Origin of the sequence: Hyphomonas sp. (assembly GCF_013823385.1) — a bacterium.
Classification (GTDB): domain Bacteria; phylum Pseudomonadota; class Alphaproteobacteria; order Caulobacterales; family Hyphomonadaceae; genus Hyphomonas.
On sequence record NZ_PNMA01000008.1, the window covers coordinates 89,430 to 105,946 of the forward strand.

The window sequence follows — 16,517 nt, forward strand, 5'->3', positions numbered from 1 at the left end:
ACACCTGAGGGAGGACCAGAAATGGACGTATCGAAACTGATGTTCCGCGACGGGCTGATGAAGGATGAACGCATCCTGGTCACCGGCGGCGGAACGGGCCTGGGCAAGGAAATGGCCGAAGGCTTTCTGAAGCTGGGCGCAGAAGTGCATATCTGCGGGCGCCGGGGCGGCGTGCTGGAAGAGACCGCGAAGGAATTGATGGACAAGCATGGCGGCAAGGTTGTGCCCCATGCCTGCGACATTCGTGTGGCCGAAGCGATCACCGAGATGAATGACAAGATCTGGTCGCAGCATGGCGCGCTGACCGGCCTCATCAACAATGCGGCGGGCAATTTCATTTCGCGTACGGAGGATCTCTCGATCCGCGGATTTGACGCGATCTCGAACATCGTGTTCCGCGGCAGCTTCTACATGACGCATGACATCGGCAAGCGCTGGATTGCCGAGAAGCGGCGCGGCAATGTCTGCTCCATCCTGACGACCTGGGTGTGGAATGGCGGGCCGTTTGTGGTGCCGTCGGCCATGTCGAAGGCGGGGGTCAATGTGATGACGCAATCCCTTGCCGTCGAATGGGGCCATTACGGGCTGCGCTTCAACGCGATTGCGCCGGGCCCCTTCCCGACCGAGGGCATGTCCAAACGCCTTTCACCCGACGCCGAGGGCGCCGAGCGGATGGACCGGGGCGTGGCCAACCCGATGGGCCGCGTGGGCGAGATGCATGAACTCGTCAACCTCGCCGTATTCCTGATGGCGCCGGGCGCCGAATATGTGAACGGCCAGACGATTGCCATCGACGGGGCGATGTACAATGCCTCCGGCGGCAATTTCAGCATGCTGACGGCCTGGGGCGATGAGCAGTGGGCCGCCGCCCGCGAAGCCATCGAAGCCACCAACGCCAAGGACCGCGCCAAGCGCACGGTGTGAGGCTTTCTCCAGAAAAGCAGCGGGCGCGGAAGAGAAGCTCTCCCGCGCCCGTTTTTTATGTCGCAAGCCTCAGTTGGCCGGGCCGGTGACGCTTTCGATCGGCAGCACATAATGGCGATTGCAGAACTGGCAGTCGATGGCGAGCGTGCCATTGGGCTCGACCAGATCGCGCAGCGACTCTTCGGGCATGCCGCGCAGCGTCTGCAGCAGGCGTTCCTCATTGCAGGTGCACCGGTCATCCACTGCGCGGCTGTCTTCCAGACGCACGCCCTGCTCATGGAACAGGCGGAAGAGAAGATCCGTCATCGGAAGGCCGGGGTCTGCCAGCTCGCCGGGCGTCAGCGTTGCGAACAGGGCCTCGGCCTCGCGCCAGGCTTCCTGCGTGTCGCCCCGGTTCTCGTCGCCCGCGATGCGCTGGATCATCATGCCGCCGCACACCCAGTCTCCGCCCTCGACAGGCTCGACCGAAAGCCGGATGCGCGAGGGCACCTGCTCGGACATGCTGTAATAATCCTCCGCACACTGCGCAAGCGTACCCTTGTTGAGCGGCACGATGCCCTGATAGGGCTGCAGGTTCGGATTGTCCTGCAGGAGGATCAGGCCGAGCCGGCCGCTGCGCCCGAACAGCTGGGGCATATGGGGCGGCTTGCCCTTGTTGAGCCGGTCAAGATTGGCCCAGGCCTCTTCATCATAACGGGCATAGCCGCGCACGCCGCCATTGGTGGTGTATTCCCCCACCAGCATGCGCACCGGGCCATCGCCCTCGGCCTGAACCAGGATGCGGCCATCAAATTTCAGCGACGAGCCGACCAGGGCGGCCAGCGCGACGGCTTCGCCGAGGATCCGGGCGAGGTTTTCGGGGTAATCATGACGCGCCAGGATCGGGGTCAGACTGTCCGGGCCCATGCGCACGGCGCGCCCGCGGATGGGGCGGTCCTCGATCTGGAAACTGGCGGTGAAATCACCGGTCTGGAAGGCAGGCTGGGTCATGGGGCATATCCCGTTCGGCGCAAGGGGGCGTTCAAGGCGCCCCATGTGGCAGCGAGGCGCCCTGATCGCAAGGGGGCAGCGGCAATCACCGGATTTCAAAAGGATTTTCCGGAGCATCAAGGGTTTGCGCCGATCGCCCGGCAGGCGTAGAGAATGATCCCTGCCGGTTGCGAAGCGGCGGAGGCTCGCCTATCCCGGCGCGATGAGCCATGTTGAATGGGAATTCCAGGCGCGCGAGGACACGCCCGTAACGGTGCTGCCTGATGGCTGCCGGGATGTGCTGATCATCTCAGCCCCCGGACGGATGGCGCAGACACTTCTCACCGAATGGGATACCGGCCCCCGGCAGGTTCTGGTGGCCAGGGACACGTCGATCCGGGCCTACCGCCTGCAGCCGGGAACGGTTCTCTCCGAAGATGCGCTGAGCGCCATTTCGGCGGCGCCGGAGGAGGCGGGCCCCGCCCTTCAGGACGCGGCCGAGCGCGCCTCGGAAATGGCGAGCCTGATTTCCCTGCTCGCGGCCCCTTCTGCAAGCCTGGCCTCAGCCGCCCGGCAAGCGGGCGTGAGCGGGCGCACGCTGCAGAGACATTTCCGGACCCTGAAACTGCCACCCCCGGATTTCTGGCGCCAGCTTGGCCGGGCCCGTACAGCGGCTATGGCCCTTGCCACCCCTGCCCCGGTGGCAGAGGTGGCCGCGATGGCCGGCTACAGCGATCAGGCCCATATGACACGGGCATTCGGCCGCTGGTTTGGCATGTCTCCGGCGCGCCTGCGCCAAAACACAGCCCTGCTGGCGATCCTGCATCAACCGGGGCTGGGCAACTGGACCGGCGAGCAGATCTCCACCACATAGCCGTTGGGATCGGCGACATAGGAGGTCGTCTGGCCCCAGGCTTCCTCGCGTGCATCCTGAAGCAGGCGCGCGCCTGCCTCCAGCGCGCGGGCGAGCGCAGAGCGCACATCCGCCGTCTCGAAGGCAATCTCGAATACCGGTTCGTGGACGGAAGGAATGCCGGGGGTCTTGCCGATCTGCCGCATCAGCGCCTTTGAGGAGAAGGCAAGCCGTGTTTCCCCGGTGGAGAGCTCACCATAGTCCCCGCTCTCATGCAGAAATCTCTTTTCCAGGCCAAATGCCCGCACGAAGAAATCAAGGCTGGCGGCTACATCATCGACATAGAGTATGGTGTATCTGAAAATCATCCGGAAGCTCCTTATTGCTCGGAAGCCAAATAAGAGCATGGCGGCGTGGCCGGGTCTTGAAAGATCGCGACAAGGGGCAGGCTTGGCCGTCCGGATTTATTTCCCGAGGCACCAGCGCAGGATCGCCTTCTGGGCATGGAGGCGGTTTTCGGCTTCGTCGAAGACGAGGCTGGCCGGGCCGTCGATGACTTCGGCGTCGACTTCCTCGCCCCGGTGGGCCGGCAGGCAGTGGAGGAATTTTGCCCCGCCGGCGGCCAGCGCCATCAGCTCCTCGGTGACCGCATAGGGCTCAAGGATCTGGAGGCGGCGTTCGGCGTCAGTGTCGCCCATGGAGACGAAGGTGTCGGCGATGACCACATCGGCGCCGGCGACAGCTTCCTCGGCGGTCTCGAAAAGGTCGATCCGGCCCTGAAGCTCGGCGGCGATTTCCAGATCGTCTTCATCCGGAGCAAAGCGCTTGGGCGTGCCGATGGCGAGGGAGAAGCCGAATTTCGGCGCGGCATGGATGAAGCTGGCACAGACATTGTTGCCATCCCCCACCCAGGCGATGCGGGCGCCCTGCAGGGTAAGCCCGTGTTCCTCCAGCGTCAGCAGGTCTGCCATGATCTGGCAGGGATGGGAGCGGTCTGTCAGGCCGTTGATTACCGGCACGGAGGCGGCCTCGGCGAAAAGCTCAACATCGGCATGGTCATTGGCGCGGATCATCACGGCATCGACATAGCGGGAGAGCACCTTGGCGGTGTCATCGATCGTCTCGCCCCGGCCGAGCTGCATGTCAGAGGAGGTGGCGGTGATCGACGAGCCGCCGAGCTGGCGCATCGCCATGTCGAAGGAGAAACGCGTGCGGGTGGACGATTTCTCGAAAATCATCGCCAGCGTGTGGCCATCCAGCGGGGCGCCGGCATCCACCTTGCCCTTCGGCCAGCCGGCGCGGGCCTTCTTCATACGGTGGGCTTCATCGAGAATCGCGCGGAGTTCGGCGCGCTCGATGGGCCAGAGATCAAGGAAATGGCGGATCGTCATGGGCGCTGCCCCCGCAAAAGAAAGGGCGCCGCATAGCGCGTTTTTCGCAGGATCGCCAGCGTTTGTTGGCCGGGCCGGTTTGGGCCCGGCCGCCCAGCCGGACTGGCCGGATGGGCGGCGCTGAGGCACGCGCCTTCAGGCGCGCTTTATGACCCTCACAACCAGAAGCAGAATCACCGCCCCGATGGTGGCGTGCAGGATCGCCGCGACAATACCGGTTCCCAGGCTGACATTCAGGGCCGGAAAGATATATCCCGCGATGAAGGCGCCGATGATTCCGATGATGATATTGCCGATCAATCCGAAGCCGAAGCCTTTGACGATCAGCCCGGCCAGCCAGCCGGCAACCGCCCCGATCAACAGAAAAATAATAATGCTTTCAAGGGTCACTCTGGGTCTCCTTCCCATTGCGCAGGACCCGGGTTGAGCCGCTGCGCCGTGTTCGGGCCGCCTTTGGGGCTGCCCTTGGGGAAAGCATACGCCTGATCCGGCGGCCCCGGAAAGCAAAAAGCAACGCGCCGGCCCCTGTACCCGCCCGGGCACAGGGCGGGCGGTTTTCAATTCTGAAATGCAAAAAAAAGGGAACCCGCCGCCTCCTGAGACGTTTTTGTATTGGGAACAATCCGAACAGAAGGATCACAGCTCATGCCCCAGAGAAAGGACCACTCCCGATTTGTGCTTGATGGCAAACAGATCGCGCCTGGCAAGCTGCGGTCGATAATGGAGAGTACGGGATGACCGCGCACAGGGCCCCTCTGCCGCTTGCCCGCAACTTCAGATGGCATGAATTGCGCAATGATGGCAGGCGTTTCGGCTCCTTTGCCGACTGCGCCCAGCATTGTCTGCCGAGCCTCAGGGCCTGCGCGGGCCTGCTGGTGGGCAACCGCGCGGCCGGCGACATATTGATGGAAGAGTTTCTGGCACACCTCGTCGCCGAAATGCCGTCCAATGACGCATTGTCCTCGCCTGCCGAGTTTACGGCTGCCTTCGAGCAGTTCCTGCGCCGGACCTACGGAGAGCAGCCCCAGCGCATTGCGCTCTCCTCCGGCCCCGGCCAGATCATGGGCGTCTGGATGTCGATCGACGAATTTCTCGACACGATCGCGAACGGCTGACCTCCGCCTTCAGAAGCCGTAGGCGCGCTCCACCTTGGCGACGCGGATCGTATAGGCCGAATAGAAGGCTTCGCGGCCCCGTTTCTGGGCGGTGATGTGGTCGCCGTGGCGTTTCCAGGCGCGGATGGCGTCTTCGCTCTCCCAATAGGAAACGGTGATTTCCAACCCGCCCTCGCCTTGCGCGGACTCGTATCCCAGAAAGCCCGGCATCTTGTGGGCGAGGGTGACCATCTCTTCGGCCATCCGAGTATATTCCGCCTCCTCCCGGCCGGAGAAGATGGCGGTGAAGATGACGGCCCAATAGGGCGCTTCAGGTGTTGTGGCGATCATGGCGGTGTCCCCCTCCTCTGGCCCCTTCACATGGCTGTCATTGTGGCACGCCATAGGCGCCCCTATCTAGCACCCTCCCCGCGCCGCGCCAGCTAGCATCCGGCGGCAAAGTGCCCTAAGGGAGGCGCACAGTTTCAACCCTTTCCGGGAGTTAGCCCAGATATGGACAGAGTTCTCATCATCGGCGCCGGCGCGGCCGGTTCGGTCGTCGCCAAGAAATGCGCGATGGACCGCGATACGTTCAAGCACATCACCCTGGCCTCGCGCCGCATCGAAAGCTGCGAGAAGGTGGCCAGGGAGTGCGTGACGCCGATCGACATCGCGCAGGTCGACGCCGATGACGTGGCCGCCACGGTTGCGCTCATCAAGAAGGTGAAGCCCGACCTCGTGATCAACATGGCCCTGCCCTATCAGGACCTGCCGATCATGGACGCCTGCCTTGAGGCGGGCACGAACTATCTTGACACGGCCAATTACGAACCGCGCGAAGTGGCGAAGTTCGAATATTCCTGGCAGTGGGCCTATCGGGACAAGTTCAAGGAAGCCGGCCTCACCGCCATTCTCGGCTGCGGGTTTGATCCCGGCGTCTCGAACATCTGGTGCGCCTATGCGCAGGAGCACCTCTTCGACGAGATCCACTATATCGACATTGTGGACTGCAATGCCGGCGACCATGGCAAGACCTTTGCCACCAACTTCAATCCGGAGATCAACCTCCGCGAAGTGACCCAGGACGGCAAATACTGGAAGAATGGCGAGTGGATCGAGATCCCGGCCCTCAGCATCAAGACGATGGTGGACTATCCCGAAGTCGGCCCGCGCGCCTCTTACCTCATCTATCATGAGGAAGAAGAAAGCCTTGTGAAGAACATCCGTGGCCTGAAGCAGATCCGCTTCTGGATGACCTTTGGCGACGCCTACATCAAGCATCTGGAAGTGTTCAAATCCATAGGCCTGATCAGCCTCGAGCCGATCAAGCATAAGGGCATGGACATCATTCCGATGGAGTTCCTGCGCGACCTTCTGCCGCCGCCCTCCTCCCTTGCCGAAAACTATTCGGGCAAGACGAGCATCGGCGTGATCGTCCGTGGCGTGAAGAATGGCGAGAAGATCGCCAAGATGCTCTACAATGTCTGCGACCATGCCGAGACCAACAAGGAAGTTGGCGCGCAGGCGGTTTCTTACACGACCGGCGTGCCGCCGGTATCCGGCGCGGCGATGTTCTTCCGTGGCATCTGGAAAGGCCCCGGCGTGTTCAACGTCGAGGAGTTCCCGTCGAAGCCCTTCCTGGATGATGTGGCCGAGCGCGGCCTGCCAACGACGATCATCGACATCAAGCCGGGGGATCAGGACGAGCTGTTTGAGGTGGTGACCTGAACTCGGCGCCCCTCACCTCCCATCGCTGCGCGATGGGCCTGCTCGGACCGTTTGCAGTGCAAACGCCGTCCTTCGCAGCCTCTCCCGGAGGGAGAGGGGTTTTCACCACGCCATCTCAAACGCAACATTACCCCTCTCCCGCTTGCGGGAGAGGAGGGACCCGCGCCCGAAGGGCGTGGGAGGTGAGGGCCTTCTGACATGACCGATATCCAAACCCCCTGCTTCGTGCTCGACGCCGCCCGCCTCCGGAAGAACCTGGAGACGGCCCAGCGCGTGCGCGAGGAGGCTGGCTGCAAGGTGCTGCTGGCCACCAAGGCGTTTGCGATGCCCGCCGCCTTCCCCCTGATGAAGGACTATCTCGACGGGACGACCGCCAGCGGCGAGCAGGAAGCGATCATGGGCGCGGAGGAGTTCGGCAAGGAGGTGCATGTCTATTCGCCCGCATACACCGAAGATGAAGTCCGCCGTCTGACGAAAATTGCCCAGCACATCTATTTCAATTCGGCCGAGCAGCTTGGCCGGTTTGGCGATATCGCGCGGGACGCGGGCGCGCATGTGGGCCTGCGTGTAAACCCCGGCTATTCCAATGCCACGCTGGGCGGAGACCTTTATAACCCGACCGCGCCGACGAGCCGGTTTGGAGAAGTGCCCTCAAAGCTGGCGCAGGTGAACTGGTCGGGCGTCGACATTTTTCACGTCCATGCCCTCTGCGAGAGCCTTCATGAGGGCTCGGTCGGCCTGATCGAGGCGGTGTCGGAAAAGTTTGCGCCTTACCTCGAACAGGCAAAGGCCGTGAATTTCGGCGGCGGGCATTTCCTCAACAAGCCGGGCTATGATGTCGATGCGCTGATCGCGGCCATCCTCAAATTCAAGGCGCGGTTCGGGATCGAGGTGATCCTGGAGCCGGGCGCGGGGCTGGTGGTGAACACCGGCGAGTTGCACTCGACCGTTCTGGCTTTGCACTGGAACGAGATGGACCTGGCCATTCTGGACGCGTCCGCCTCGACCCATATGCCGGATGTTCTGGAAGTGCCCTACCGCCCCGATGTGATCGGCGCGGGGATGCCGGGCGAGCTTCCGCATACGTATCGTTTCGGCGGGAAGACCTGCATGACCGGCGATGTGATCGGGGATTATTCCTTCGAGAAACAACTGGAACCGGGCGACCAGATCATCTTCACCGACCAGATGCATTACAGCTTCGTCAAGACCAACACCTTCAACGGCACCCCGCTCGCCAACCTCGCCATCCGCTGGGAAGACGGGCGGATCGAGCAGGTCTCCGACTTCGGCTATGGCGAATTCCGGCGGCGGCTGGGGCGATAGGGCGGAAGCTTAAGCGTGTCATCCCGGAAAGCGCGCAGCGCTTATCCGGGACCTTGCTGAGATTTGCGGAGAGAAGGTCCCGGATATTTGCTTCGCAAATTCCGGGATGACACGGAGATTCGCTAAAATCCGGCCCTCTCGACACGGAACACTTGGCTATTGCCCAGCGCCGGAATCCGCGCGCGCGCCTTGGCGACCTCTTCCAAATCAAGCTCCGCCATCACGATGCCCGGCTCCGTCGCGCTGCCCTCTGCCAGCACTTCGCCCCAGGGCGAGACGATGAGGGAATGGCCGAAGGTTTCGCGGCCGTCTTCGTGCTTTCCGGCTTGCGCCGGGGCGATGACGAAGCAGCCCGTCTCGATGGCACGCGCGCGGACGAGGATGTGCCAGTGGGCCTCACCCGTCACCTTCGTAAAGGCGGCAGGAATGGCGAGGATGTCAGCGCCCGCCTTGGCGAGCGCCCGGTGGAGATGCGGGAAGCGGACATCATAGCAGATGGTGAGGCCGAGCTTTCCAAAGGGCGCGGCGGCGAGCACGGCGGTTTCGCCAGGGCGATAGGCGCGGCTTTCCCGGTAATTCTGGCCGTCGCCAACCTCCACATCGAACATGTGGATCTTGTCATAGCGGGCGATGACGCCGCCATCCGGCCCGATGAGGAAGGAACGGTTGGCGAAACGGTCATCCGCGCCGTCTTCCAGCGCAATCGCGAGCGAGCCGATGAGCAGCGTGATGCCAAGTTCGGCGGCGAGTGCGCAAAAGGCAGGCAGGTTTTCATCGCTTGCTTCGCTTCGCACTTTCGGGCGCGCCATGCCGGGGCGGATGTCGAGGAGGTTCGTCATCTCCGGCGTCGCGATGAAGCGCGCCCCCTGCCCGGCAGCCTGCCGGATAAGCGCGGTGGCGGCGGCGAGGTTTGCGGCAGGCTCGGTGCCCGAGCGCATCTGGATACAGGCAGCGGTCAGTTTCATGAGCGCCAGACTAGCGCGCCGGAGGCTGCCCCGCCAGCGCCCCGGAGGCTAAAGCAGCGCTGGCGGGGCGCGGCGGGTTCTGGTAATTTGACGCAGGCTGCACAGTGTGGAGCCGTTGGGGGACAGACAATGCCCGGCTGGGTGAAACTCGCGCGCAGGGGTGTGGTGGGGCTGATCCTCCTTGTCCTGTTGATTGTCCTTGGCGTCTGGTTCTGGTCCTATCCGCCCGCGCCGGGGAAGTTCTTTAAGGCGGAGGTGGCGGCCGGCACAGGGCCAGGGCATCTGCTGAAATCTGAGCCCTACAAGCGCAGCGTGCCCAAAGGCGCGGTTGCCCGCCGCATCCTTTACACCACAACGCTGAGCGGGGGCGCGCCGGCCACAGCCAGCGCCATCGTGATGTGGAAGCCGCAGGAAGACATGACGGCGCCCCGGCGGGTGATCCTCTGGGCGCATGGCACGCTGGGCGCCGCGCCCGGCTGTGGCGCCTCGATGCAGGCAAACCCCTTTGCCGATGTGCCCGCCCTTGGCGCGCTGCTGGAAGAAGGCTGGGTGTATGTGGCGAGTGATTATGCCGGGCTGACGACGCCGGGGCCCCACCCCTATCTGATCGGCGACGGGGAAGCCCGCTCGGTACTGGACGCGGCGCGGGCCGCGCATGACCTTTCAGAGCTGACCCTGTCGCTGGAAACCGTGATCTGGGGCCACTCCCAGGGGGGGCATGCCGCGCTCTGGAGCGGTATCCTGGCGCGCAGCTACGCCCCGGAACTGCAGGTCAAGGGCATCGCCGCGCTTGCTCCGGCAACGGATATTCCGGCCATTCTGGCCGAAACGGAAGCAACCCCGATGGGCCGGATATTCTCCTCCTTCGCGGCGCGCGCCTATGCCGACACCTATCCCGATCTCTATTTCAGCGGCATCGTGCACGACCAGGCCCGCTGGCAGGCGAAGGAGATTGCCGAGCGCTGTTTTGCCGATGCGCGCGTGGTGGTGCCGGTGCTGCTGGCAGAGAAGTTCACCGAAGGCTCCATCTTCCGGGGCGGGGAGACGGGCACGAGTTTCCGCCGGAAGCTGGCCGAGAACATCCCCAGCCGGAAACTCGGCGCGCCGGTGCTGATCCTGCAGGGGCGGCGCGACGATGTGGTGAGCGCCAAGATGCAGGCCGGCTATGCGCGCGAGCGCTGCGCGGCGGGCGAAACCATCGACTATCAGCAGTTTGACACGCTGGACCATGCCTCCATCGTGGCGCCGGATGCGCCGACCGCGCCGATCCTGATCAAATGGACGCGCGCCCGGTTTGACGGAACGCCCGCGCCGAAGGTCTGCCCCAGATGATCACCCGTTTCCGAGCAGCCAGGGATCGTTCTGTACACGCAGCATGACGGCCATCCGGTTCTGGGCGTTGAGCTTGGAGAGGACCGATGAGACATGATGCTCCACCGTGCGCGGCGAGCGGCCGAGTTCTTCGGAAATCTCGCGGTTGGAACAGCCCCGGACGATCAGGCGCAGCACATCCTGCTCGCGGCGGGTGAGACCGAGGGGATGATCGCGGGCCGCGCTGTAGGTGCCCCGGCGGGGGCGCGGCAGGCTGCGCGTGACGCCCATCTCTGCGGCGCGCCGCCGGGCAAAGGCAGCGCCCGCCTCTGCGCCCATGCCCTGAAGGTCATGCACGGCCTGGCCAAGCAGTTCCACATCCTCACTCTGCAGACGGACGATTGCAGAAGCATAGGGCATGCCCAGCGCTTTCCAGGCGCCGGACGCCCGCGCGATCTCCCCCGCCAGCTCAAGCTGGAAGGGTTCGGGCAGTGTCTCGGGTGAGAGACCGGGCACCTGCCGGCCAAGGCGCCGCGCCCAGACGGCCCGCTCCCCGATATTCCAGGGATGGCGATCCCCGTCCGACAGGGCGAAGAGGGCGTCAAGATGTTCGCCCGCCAGGCCGGGATTGCCGGAGAGCCAGGCATGTTCGATCAGCGTCAGCCGCGCGGGCACGATATGCTGCAACTCATCGGTCGCCATCGCATCGGCATAGGCCTGCTCCATCAGGCGCGGAGCTTCGGGGGCCGCCAGGCGCATGGCCGCCCGCGCCTGCACCAGGAGCGCCGGCAGGCGAACGACCAGGGTCAGCCGCTCGCGATCCGTGACGGAGGCCGCCAGCGTGACGGCGTCTTTCAGCCGCCCCTGCTCCATCCGCAACAGCGCCAGGCGGCCGGAGAGATAAAGCGTCCAGGCGTCGAGATCATGGTCGATGTCAAACGCAACACCCTCGGCGATCACCTTCTCGGCAAGCTCGAACTTGCGGAACTCCACGGCATATTCGGCAAGGTTGGTATAGGCGCGGGCGGCGTGTTCATGCAGGTTGTTGGCGAGGGATATGTCGAGGCTTTCCTGCAGCAGCGCCTCTCCTTCCGTCCGCCCCCGGAAGGCCAGCGCCGTGCCGATATTGTTAAGAGCGTGGGCGCGCAGATCGGGACGGGGAAAGTCTGCTTCCAGCGCCAGGGCGCGCTCGCCCCAATAGACGGCGTCCTCCATCTGGTCGTTCAGCATGTGCAGCTGCGACCGCAGGGAATAGGCCATGGCCTGTTCGGCGGAAGGGGGAATGCTTTCCAGTACACGGATGGCCTGGTCGGCCAGCCGCGCGGCCTCGAGCGCCTCGCCGCGATACCAGTGCATCCGCGAAAGCCAGCGAAGGTTTTCGCCCACCTTGTCCTGCCGGCCCAGCACGCGCCAGAGCGTGATGGCATGACGGCGGGCGTCGAGCACGTCTTCATCGATCGGCGCGGCAAGGGCGCTCTCATAGGCCCAGCGCTCATGCAGCAGCGCGGCGGTTTCGGGGTCTGCCTCTTCAACGAAGCGAAGCGCCGTACCCAGATGGGCAGCCGCTTCGCGGTGGGCGCCGCTGGCGGCGGCCCGCTCTGCCGCTTCGGGCGCAATCGCCAGCACGGCCGCCCCGTCCAGCGCGCCCGCCGCATGGTGGACCATCTGATCCAGCGGCGCGTCTGCCCCCTGCGCGCGCAGGGCTTCCAGTATACGGACATGAAGGCTGCGCCGGACCTTGGCCGGAATCCGCTCGAGCGTGGCGGTGCGCGCGATCTCGTGCCGGAAGCGGATATCGCCGGCAGTGGAGGCCTGAAGGATGCCGCTGTCGGTCAGCTCTCCGGCCAGCGCCAGGGCCTCCTCGCCGCCAAGCTGGAGCAGCAGCGAAGGCGGGACGGCGGCTGGGATGACGCTGATCAGTTCCAGCAATTCGCGCGCCCCGCCCGAGAGCTGTCCCTGGCGGACGGTAACGGCCTCACGGATGGATCCGGGCAGATTGTCGGCAGCGCCCCGCCCGGCTGCCAGCATCTCGGTGACGAGGAAGGGGTTTCCGGATGTCTTCTGATAGAGCCAGTCCCCCGGAAGGCCGGCCTTGCGCGCCATGGCGCTGACGGCCTTGGGCGAAAGACGGCTCAGGGGAACCGCCTCGCGCACCGTGGCGGGCAATTCCTCCAGCACCTGGGTCAGCGGATGTTGCGCGCCGGTTTCATCATCCCGGTAGGTCAGCACCAGAACCAGCGGCAGGAAGGCAATGCGGCGGCCAAGATAGCGCAGCAGGTCCAGCGTGGCGTGATCGGCCCAGTGCATATCCTCCCAGACCATCAGCATGGGACTGTTGGAGCGGCTGATCGTGTCGAGGATTGCCGCGAAGAGGTGCTGCCGGTCGCCATTTTCCAGCAGGGCGCAGACCTCGGGCCCGAGCATGTCTGCCATATCGCGCACCGGGCCGAGGGGGCGGGGCGTATAGAGCGCGTCGCAGCCGCCAGCGGCCGCGCGCCAGCCTCGGGGCAGGCGGGCCAGCAGGTCGCGGACCAGCGAGGTCTTGCCGATGCCAGCCTCGCCGCAGACGAGCGCCACACTCCCCTGCCCCCGGCCCGCCGCCGCGATCAGCGCGTCCAGCCGCTCGAAATCCCGTTCCCGCTCTACCAGCACTGCAGACTGCTCCCCTCCCAGCCTGCTCTCCCCAAAGCCGGCCAGAAGATGAGCTTAACCGGGGCCCGCGCACATGAAAGCTCAAATGTGGGTAGGGCCCGCCAAAATATAGGTATCTGCACGGACGCGAGCAGCGCTCAGATTTGCTAATTGCGGAGTAGCAAGTGTGGGGGGACCGCACGTGCGCATTCCAGGGACAGGCTATGCTCTCTCAGCCTGTCCCTTTTTCTTTTCAGCAAAAACAAGGTTCAAACGCCGATCCGGGCCCGCACGAAATCTGCGCGCTGGCTGACGGAGGCGCGCGGAAGCTCGACAAGGTTGTATCCAAGCTCCGTATACACACGCCGCATAGCCTCACAGGTTCGCCGGGCGGTATCGAAGTCCTGCCGGCGCTCGGTATCGGTGTGGAAGATCTCCTCCCAGGGCGGCGCCAGAAAGACGAGCGAATTGTACCGATGGGTCTCGGCGGCCTGCCAGACATGCGCGGGCACCTCCAGCTCTTCCAGCGTCAGATAGCCGGCAACATCCGGCACGCCCCGGTCAAAGAGGACAGGGCCAGGCAATGTGGCGGCCGCGCTCAAGGACCGCAGCTCCCAGCCGAGCATCAGCTCTGCAAACAGCGCGCGGTCTTCCCAGGGTAGCGCCCGGCCGCCAATGGCCATCTGCGAACGGATGATCCCCCGTCCTGCCTCCGGCATCACGGCAATCCCCTGCCCGGCCAGATGTTCCAGCAGCGCCGTCTTGCCCGCGCCGGGGCCACCCGTCAGGATGAAGCAGTGGGAAGCGTTTTGGCACATGGCAGGCCTCCTGAAGCGCCTCCGCAGGCGCCGGCCCCGGAGGATTACTGGCCTGCACGCGGCAGGCACATCAATTGCGAGGCGCCGGTGGCCAGCAAATAGCCCTCCGCGTCACGGATTTCTCCATCAGTCGCCATCAGGCCGCCTTCAGCAATCGGCGCGCGGACGCGCATGTGCAGCCACTCGGCGTGGCGGGTGGGGCGATGGAAACGGTAGTGATAGTCAATGTTCGGCGCGACCCAGGGCGAGGGATCCTCCTCCGGATGGGCGGGGTATTGGGCAAGCCAGCCGAAGGTGTCGAGCAGCAGCAGAATACGCGCGGCGTCCACAAAGGGATCAGATGCCGTGGCGGTGGGGGTGAAGCGGTAGAAGCCTGTCAGTTCCGGATCTCGAGAGGCCTCCCCTACCCGCGGCATGCCCTTGAGGGGGCGCTGGTCGAAGCGGCGGAAGAAGGGCGGCGTGGTCTGTGCCGGATCAAGCACGTCATGCGCCGGAAGGGTTTCGGGGTCCGGCAGCCCCTCCAGACGGGTGGCGTCATGGACAAGACCGGGCATGCTGTCGGGCATCGTCCAGACCGAGCAAGTGAGCAGGCTCTTGCCCTCCTGCCTGAGATCAACCCGCAAGAGCTCGCTGCGCCGCCCTGCCCGCAGGCTTTCCACATGCAGCTCTGCCGCCGCGAACTTGCCGGGGCGCAGGAAGTGGCACGTCATGCTGACCGGCCGGGGAAAGGCGGCCGCCTCGCCGGCCGCGCGCAGGGCGAGGGCAGATATGTATCCGCCCGCTGGCCCCCACAGAGCCCAATCCTCCCGCAGCGGCGCGGTCCAGACAGTCTCGCCCACTCTTTCAAGCCGGGTGGCCTGCTCGAAATCGTCTATTCGGCTCATGACGCCCTCTTCCCCCTGTTGTTTCTGCCTGATGCAGACATTAGCAACCGGAAAGGGAAAGGGACAGCCACCCCAGGGTAGCCGTCTCTTCAAATTTCACGACCCGATATTGCCGGCAGGGGCGCTTACAGCGTCCACTCGGTCAGGGCGGCGTCGATCATGCTGACGGCGTCGCGGACCTGGGTGTCATCGATGATCAGCGGCGGGGCAAGGCGCAGGACATTGTTGCCGGCGACGCCCACGAGCAGCCCTTCATCGCGGCAGAGGGTCTGCAGGTTCTTCGGGTCCGCCTTGAGGCGCAGGCCCGTCAGCAGGCCCTTCCCAGTGACGCCGTCGACCTTGTCCGGATGGCTGTCGGCGAGGCTTTTCAGGCCCTGTGCCAGCGTGCCGGAGACGCGCCGCACATTGGCCAGGAACTCCTCATTCGAGATGATGTCCCAGACGGCATTGCCGACCGCCATGGCCAGCGGATTGCCGCCATAGGTCGAGCCATGGCTGCCCGGCTGCATCGGTTCGGCCACCGCCTCGATCATCAGGCACGCCCCGAAGGGGAAGCCCCCGCCAATGCCCTTGGCCGCGGCGATCACATCGGGCGCCACGTCGGCGGCCCATTGATAGCCCCAGAGCTTGCCCGTGCGGCCCATGCCGCACTGGACCTCGTCGAACATCAAGAGCACGCCATGCTGGTCGCACAGCTCGCGCAGGCCCTTGAGGCATTGCTCGGGCATGGCACGCACGCCGCCCTCGCCCTGCACCGGCTCTACCAGCACGGCGGCGGTCGTAGCGGCGGCCAGCGCGGCTTTCAGCGCGTCATGATCGCCCCATTCCAGATGCACGAACCCCGGCAGTTTCGGGCCGAAGCCTTCAAGGTATTTCGGGTTGCCGCCGGCATTGATCCCCCCGAGGGAGCGGCCATGGAAGGCGCCGGTGAAGGTGATGATGTCGATTCGGTCCGGATTGCCCGCAGCCCAGTGATACTTGCGTGCCGCCTTGATGGCGCACTCGATCGCCTCGGTGCCCGAATTGGTGAAGAACACCCGGTCGGCGAAGGTATCGCGGCAGATCTTGTCGGCGAGTTCCTCCTGCCCCTTGATCCGGAACATGTTGGAGGTATGCCAGAGCTTGCCGGCCTGATCGCGCAGGGCGTCGACCATGGCCGGGTGCGCATGGCCTAGGGCATTAACCGCGATGCCCGCGATGAAATCGAGATAGCGTCGCCCGTCCTCGGTAAACATGTAGGCGCCTTCGCCCTGCACGAACACTTCCTCCGGCGGGCGGTAAACGGGAAGGATGTGCTGGCGGGGATCTTCCATCTTGGTCTCCTGTGACGCGGCGATGATCCGGAGGGCGGGTTTGAGGCGCCACGCATGCGGCGCGGCGCTGGGCAAGTCAACATGGGGGTGAGGATTACAGCGATTTAATCGAAAAACGATAATATCGCTTGACGTTTATCGATAAGTGCATATTGTTATTCATGAAGCCGGGACCGGCGGCGCGGTGACAACGCCCCTCGACTCCCCCTGAACCATCGCGGTTGCTGGTCCCGGTCTTCATCCCCAAATTCGTGAAAACTGACCCTGAAATGAAAAAGAGGCGTAGCCCCGTCCCCGGTCGCTACGCCCC

The 16,517-nt window shown here is 64.7% G+C and carries 16 protein-coding genes; 6 read left to right on the forward strand and 10 right to left on the reverse strand.

Annotation, left to right across the window (positions count from 1 at the left end; genetic code table 11):
• The first annotated feature begins 21 nt into the window (after window positions 1-21).
• Complete coding sequence (locus C0456_RS07260) at window positions 22-924, forward strand: SDR family oxidoreductase (RefSeq protein WP_291050096.1); 903 nt, start codon at window positions 22-24, stop codon at window positions 922-924.
• A gap of 69 nt (window positions 925-993) precedes the next feature.
• Here the strand turns inward: C0456_RS07260 and C0456_RS07265 are convergent, their stop codons facing one another.
• Entirely contained in the window at window positions 994-1,914 is a 921-nt protein-coding gene (locus C0456_RS07265; RefSeq protein WP_291050098.1) for an Hsp33 family molecular chaperone HslO, read from the reverse strand.
• Window positions 1,915-2,116: 202 nt separating this feature from the next.
• Here C0456_RS07265 and C0456_RS07270 point away from each other — a divergent pair, with 202 nt between their 5' ends.
• Window positions 2,117-2,767, forward strand: a complete 651-nt coding sequence (locus C0456_RS07270; protein WP_291050100.1) for a helix-turn-helix domain-containing protein — start codon at window positions 2,117-2,119, stop codon at window positions 2,765-2,767.
• On the opposite strand, the gene C0456_RS07275 is transcribed toward C0456_RS07270, so the two are convergent.
• The 3 genes from C0456_RS07275 to C0456_RS07285 form a co-directional block, all read right to left on the reverse strand.
• The gene (locus C0456_RS07275; protein ID WP_291050101.1) at window positions 2,719-3,114 is read right to left on the reverse strand and encodes a VOC family protein; all 396 of its coding nucleotides are present in this window, start codon (window positions 3,112-3,114) and stop codon (window positions 2,719-2,721) included. The genes C0456_RS07270 and C0456_RS07275 overlap by 49 nt on opposite strands.
• A gap of 96 nt (window positions 3,115-3,210) precedes the next feature.
• Entirely contained in the window at window positions 3,211-4,137 is a 927-nt protein-coding gene (argF, locus tag C0456_RS07280; protein WP_291050103.1) for an ornithine carbamoyltransferase, read from the reverse strand.
• A 135-nt stretch (window positions 4,138-4,272) separates the two neighbouring features.
• Entirely contained in the window at window positions 4,273-4,527 is a 255-nt protein-coding gene (locus C0456_RS07285; protein WP_291050105.1) for a GlsB/YeaQ/YmgE family stress response membrane protein, read from the reverse strand.
• A gap of 344 nt (window positions 4,528-4,871) precedes the next feature.
• Between C0456_RS07285 and C0456_RS07290 the strand changes: the two genes are divergently transcribed.
• Window positions 4,872-5,252, forward strand: a complete 381-nt coding sequence (locus tag C0456_RS07290; RefSeq protein WP_291050107.1) for a hypothetical protein — start codon at window positions 4,872-4,874, stop codon at window positions 5,250-5,252.
• A 9-nt stretch (window positions 5,253-5,261) separates the two neighbouring features.
• Here the strand turns inward: C0456_RS07290 and C0456_RS07295 are convergent, their stop codons facing one another.
• Window positions 5,262-5,582, reverse strand: coding sequence for an antibiotic biosynthesis monooxygenase (locus C0456_RS07295; protein WP_291050109.1), 321 nt, complete (start codon window positions 5,580-5,582; stop codon window positions 5,262-5,264).
• Window positions 5,583-5,744: 162 nt separating this feature from the next.
• Between C0456_RS07295 and C0456_RS07300 the strand changes: the two genes are divergently transcribed.
• Complete coding sequence (locus C0456_RS07300) at window positions 5,745-6,959, forward strand: saccharopine dehydrogenase family protein (protein ID WP_291050111.1); 1,215 nt, start codon at window positions 5,745-5,747, stop codon at window positions 6,957-6,959.
• Between the two features lie 198 nt (window positions 6,960-7,157).
• Window positions 7,158-8,285: a carboxynorspermidine decarboxylase gene (nspC, locus tag C0456_RS07305; protein ID WP_291050112.1), complete on the forward strand. Its 1,128-nt coding sequence runs from the start codon at window positions 7,158-7,160 to the stop codon at window positions 8,283-8,285.
• 122 nt (window positions 8,286-8,407) lie between these two features.
• Here nspC and C0456_RS07310 read toward each other — a convergent pair whose 3' ends face one another.
• Entirely contained in the window at window positions 8,408-9,250 is an 843-nt protein-coding gene (locus C0456_RS07310) for a carbon-nitrogen hydrolase family protein (RefSeq protein WP_291050114.1), read from the reverse strand.
• A gap of 129 nt (window positions 9,251-9,379) precedes the next feature.
• On the opposite strand from C0456_RS07310, the gene C0456_RS07315 reads away from it, so the two are divergent.
• Window positions 9,380-10,582, forward strand: coding sequence for a lipase family protein (locus C0456_RS07315; protein ID WP_291050116.1), 1,203 nt, complete (start codon window positions 9,380-9,382; stop codon window positions 10,580-10,582).
• Here C0456_RS07315 and C0456_RS07320 read toward each other — a convergent pair whose 3' ends face one another.
• From C0456_RS07320 to C0456_RS07335, 4 genes are all read right to left on the reverse strand, one after another.
• The gene (locus tag C0456_RS07320) at window positions 10,583-13,213 is read right to left on the reverse strand and encodes an AAA family ATPase (RefSeq protein WP_291050118.1); all 2,631 of its coding nucleotides are present in this window, start codon (window positions 13,211-13,213) and stop codon (window positions 10,583-10,585) included.
• A 248-nt stretch (window positions 13,214-13,461) separates the two neighbouring features.
• Window positions 13,462-14,010, reverse strand: coding sequence for an AAA family ATPase (locus C0456_RS07325; protein ID WP_291050120.1), 549 nt, complete (start codon window positions 14,008-14,010; stop codon window positions 13,462-13,464).
• Window positions 14,011-14,054: 44 nt separating this feature from the next.
• Window positions 14,055-14,894 (reverse strand): thioesterase family protein, encoded by an 840-nt coding sequence (locus C0456_RS07330; RefSeq protein WP_291050122.1) that lies wholly within the window; start codon window positions 14,892-14,894, stop codon window positions 14,055-14,057.
• A 125-nt stretch (window positions 14,895-15,019) separates the two neighbouring features.
• A complete protein-coding gene (locus tag C0456_RS07335; RefSeq protein ID WP_291050124.1) occupies window positions 15,020-16,207 on the reverse strand; it encodes an aspartate aminotransferase family protein in 1,188 nt (395 codons plus the stop codon).
• Window positions 16,208-16,517: the final 310 nt, after the last annotated feature.

Excerpts from the sequence above, each read along its gene's own strand:
- C0456_RS07270 (WP_291050100.1), top strand. The coding sequence starts at position 2,117 with ATGAGCCATGTTGAATGGGAATTCCAGGCGCGCGAGGACACGCCCGTA.
- C0456_RS07300 (WP_291050111.1), top strand. The coding sequence starts at position 5,745 with ATGGACAGAGTTCTCATCATCGGCGCCGGCGCGGCCGGTTCGGTCGTC.
- C0456_RS07295 (WP_291050109.1), bottom strand. The coding sequence starts at position 5,582 with ATGATCGCCACAACACCTGAAGCGCCCTATTGGGCCGTCATCTTCACC.
- C0456_RS07290 (WP_291050107.1), top strand. The coding sequence starts at position 4,872 with ATGACCGCGCACAGGGCCCCTCTGCCGCTTGCCCGCAACTTCAGATGG.
- nspC (WP_291050112.1), top strand. The coding sequence starts at position 7,158 with ATGACCGATATCCAAACCCCCTGCTTCGTGCTCGACGCCGCCCGCCTC.
- C0456_RS07315 (WP_291050116.1), top strand. The coding sequence starts at position 9,380 with ATGCCCGGCTGGGTGAAACTCGCGCGCAGGGGTGTGGTGGGGCTGATC.
- C0456_RS07335 (WP_291050124.1), bottom strand. The coding sequence starts at position 16,207 with ATGGAAGATCCCCGCCAGCACATCCTTCCCGTTTACCGCCCGCCGGAG.
- C0456_RS07265 (WP_291050098.1), bottom strand. The coding sequence starts at position 1,914 with ATGACCCAGCCTGCCTTCCAGACCGGTGATTTCACCGCCAGTTTCCAG.
- C0456_RS07325 (WP_291050120.1), bottom strand. The coding sequence starts at position 14,010 with ATGTGCCAAAACGCTTCCCACTGCTTCATCCTGACGGGTGGCCCCGGC.
- C0456_RS07260 (WP_291050096.1), top strand. The coding sequence starts at position 22 with ATGGACGTATCGAAACTGATGTTCCGCGACGGGCTGATGAAGGATGAA.
- C0456_RS07310 (WP_291050114.1), bottom strand. The coding sequence starts at position 9,250 with ATGAAACTGACCGCTGCCTGTATCCAGATGCGCTCGGGCACCGAGCCT.
- C0456_RS07330 (WP_291050122.1), bottom strand. The coding sequence starts at position 14,894 with ATGAGCCGAATAGACGATTTCGAGCAGGCCACCCGGCTTGAAAGAGTG.
- C0456_RS07275 (WP_291050101.1), bottom strand. The coding sequence starts at position 3,114 with ATGATTTTCAGATACACCATACTCTATGTCGATGATGTAGCCGCCAGC.
- argF (WP_291050103.1), bottom strand. The coding sequence starts at position 4,137 with ATGACGATCCGCCATTTCCTTGATCTCTGGCCCATCGAGCGCGCCGAA.